This window comes from Croceicoccus hydrothermalis (genome assembly GCF_022378335.1).
Classification (GTDB): Bacteria; Pseudomonadota; Alphaproteobacteria; order Sphingomonadales; family Sphingomonadaceae; genus Croceicoccus; species Croceicoccus hydrothermalis.
Map to the genome: position 1 here is coordinate 1 of NZ_JAIQCI010000012.1, position 2,675 is coordinate 2,675.

A 2,675-nucleotide genomic window follows, 5' to 3' on the forward strand; every position below is an offset into this window, starting at 1 on the left:
GTATCCATCCGGTGAGGACCGCGGCGCGATAGCTACACGCCCTATTTTGTGATGATGCGCTTTGCGGCGGCGTTGCGTTTGGCGGCGATACGGCCGAGCGCGACCTGGATGGGGAAGATATCCAGTTCCTCTGGGTCGTAGTCTTCGAGCCAGCGGCAGATGTCAGCATGTTCCTCGTGCGCGGGATCGGACCTCGCATCGAGCATTTCGTAGAAGCCGCTAATCCCTCCGCAATCTTCGGGCGGGCAATTACGCTCGCCGGCGATGAAGCGCGGGTAGGCTATGGCCGGGTCGCCTTGGCGAACATCACTCAGGGTCAGCGTGTGCTGCCAATTGTCACCAAAGTCGTAGGAATAGGCGATCCTGATGGTGCCCGGGGCCAGGATATCACGCAGACGAACCCTCGAGGCATTTTTGGGCAGCGGAGTGCCCCAGCCGTCATCCATCGGGATGCCGTATGCCTGGCCGTCGATCACCATCTCCCAGAGATGATAGTCGAACCAGCCCATCGCGGCCTGGACGATGTCATGCAGGACCTTGAGGGTGATCGAGGTCGGCACTTCGACCTGCCGCCAGATCGGCGGATCGCTGTCCTTGAGGTCGATGCGCAGCGTTGCGATTTGCGTGAAGCTGTCGATGGCCGTGGGCCTCTGCATGGATCGAGCGGTCATGCCGCCTGCGATAGCACTCCTGCGTTCGCACGCCAGTTCCAGGGCAGCAGTTCATCGATCCGGTGCGCGGGATGTCCGGCGATGCGCGCGAGGACATCGGCCAGCCACGCCTGCGGATCCACGTCGTTAAGCCGGGCCGTCTGGATCAGCGTGTAGAGCACAGCCGCGCGCTGGCCGCCGCGATCCGAACCGCAGAACAGCCATGCCTTGCGGCCCAGCGGTACACAGCGCAGTGCCCGCTCGGCGGCATTGTTGGTGATGCAGATCCGGCCATCATCGAGGAAGCGGGTGAAGGCATCCCAGCGCCGGAGCATGTAGCCTATCGCCTTCGCCAGATCATGGCTGCGCGACAGCTTCGCGAGCTGCGCGGTGAGCCAGGCGTGCAAATCCGCCATCAGCGGCGCGCTGCGTTCCTGCCGGAGTGCAACGCGCTCGGCTGCCGTCTTGCCATTGATGCCGCGCTCGATCTCGAACAGGGCATCGAGGCGCTGCACGGCCTCCAGCGCAATCGGGTAGATCATGCCGGTGTGCTCGCCGCGGCTTCTCCTGCGCGCGGCTCCCTCGACATCGGCCAGCTCGAAGAATTTGCGGCGTGCATGCGCGAAGCAGCCCGCCTCGATCACGGGTGCTGGCTGACGACCGGGCGCGTAAAGCTCGTTGTAGCCGCCATAGGCATCGGCCTGCAGAATCCCTGCCCAGGACGCCAGATGCGCCCGAGGATGCTCGCCGCGCCGGTCGCGCGAATAGTGGAACAGGGCCGCTGGCGGATCGCAGCCGGCGAAGGGTCGGTCATCGCGCACATAGACCCACAGGCGCGCCGTATCGGTCTTGCCCTTCGCCATGACCGGCACGGTGGTATCGTCGCCGTGGATCCGGGTTGCATCCAGCACATGGGTCTCGATCCGCCGGTAGAGCGGCATGAGTGCGAAGGCGGCGGCACCGACCTGGTCGGCCAATGTCGAGGTGCTGAGCGCAACGCCTTCGCGGGCAAAGCGCTCGGCCTGCCGGTTGAGGGGCTGGTGCTGGCCGTACTTCTCGAACAAGAGCATGGCGAGAAAGCTGGGGCCCGCCCATCCGCGTGGCACGACATGGAACGGCGCCGGGGGCTGCATAATCATCTCGCAGTCCCGGCAGGAGAACTTCTCGCGCACCGTCTGGATCACCTTCCACTGGCGCGGGATCACTTCCAGCGTCTCGGTGATATCCTCTCCCAGCTTCGACAGGCGCGCGCCGCCGCAGGACGGGCACAAACAGGGCGCGGGGATGACGACGCGTTCGCGCGGCAGATGTTCGGGGAACGGCTTGCGGCTCGGGCGCTTGCGGTCGAAGGCGGCGACCTCGCTCGTCTTCGCCGCAGCGGCTTCGGCAGCGCAATCATTCTCGCAGGCATCGGCCTCGAGATCTTCAAGCTGCAATTCCAGCTGATCGAGCAGATGGCGGCTGCGTTCGGCGCTGGCGCCATATTGCTCGCGGCGCAGCCTGGCGATCTGCAGTTTGAGGTGGGCGATCAGCGCCTCGATCGCACTCTCGCGGGCCTTGGCCTTGGCAAGGCGGGCCTCGGCATCATCGGCGCGCAAGACCGCGGCGGCCAGTAGCGCCTTGAGCGCTTCGACGTCGTCCGGAAGGGGCGATACGGCCTTGTCCATGAGGGGCATGGAATCACAGATCGGCCTCCGGTCAAAGCCAAAAATGCGCTAGCCAACGAAGAAAATGCCGCACCTATCCGGCGCTCTGCGGACGCCACGAATACTGGGGATTACGCCAGTCGATCCCCTCCAGCAGGCAGGACAATTGCGCATTGGTCAGCGAGACCATGCCTTCCCGAGCCGAGGGCCAGACGAAGCGCCCCTTCTCGAGCCGTTTGGCATAGAGCGACATGCCGATGCCGTCGTGCCAGATGATCTTGACCAGCGATCCCGTCCGCCCGCGGAACACGAACAGGTCGCCGCCATGCGGATCGCGCTTCAGGCCCTGTTGCACCTGCAAGGCCAGCCCCTGCATGCC

At 65.0% G+C, this 2,675-nt stretch carries 3 protein-coding genes; all 3 read right to left on the reverse strand.

Annotation, left to right across the window (positions count from 1 at the left end; translation table 11 throughout):
• Positions 1-41 precede the first annotated feature (41 nt).
• Positions 42-671, reverse strand: a complete 630-nt coding sequence (locus K4G67_RS09270) for a plasmid pRiA4b ORF-3 family protein (RefSeq protein WP_239806102.1) — start codon at positions 669-671, stop codon at positions 42-44.
• Positions 668-2,317 (reverse strand): IS66 family transposase, encoded by a 1,650-nt coding sequence (gene tnpC / locus K4G67_RS09275; RefSeq protein ID WP_008604015.1) that lies wholly within the window; start codon positions 2,315-2,317, stop codon positions 668-670. The genes K4G67_RS09270 and tnpC overlap by 4 nt, the downstream gene beginning before the upstream one ends.
• 73 nt (positions 2,318-2,390) lie before the next feature.
• On the reverse strand, positions 2,391-2,675 hold a 285-nt coding region (tnpB, locus tag K4G67_RS09280), incomplete at its 5' end, for an IS66 family insertion sequence element accessory protein TnpB (RefSeq protein WP_338026415.1).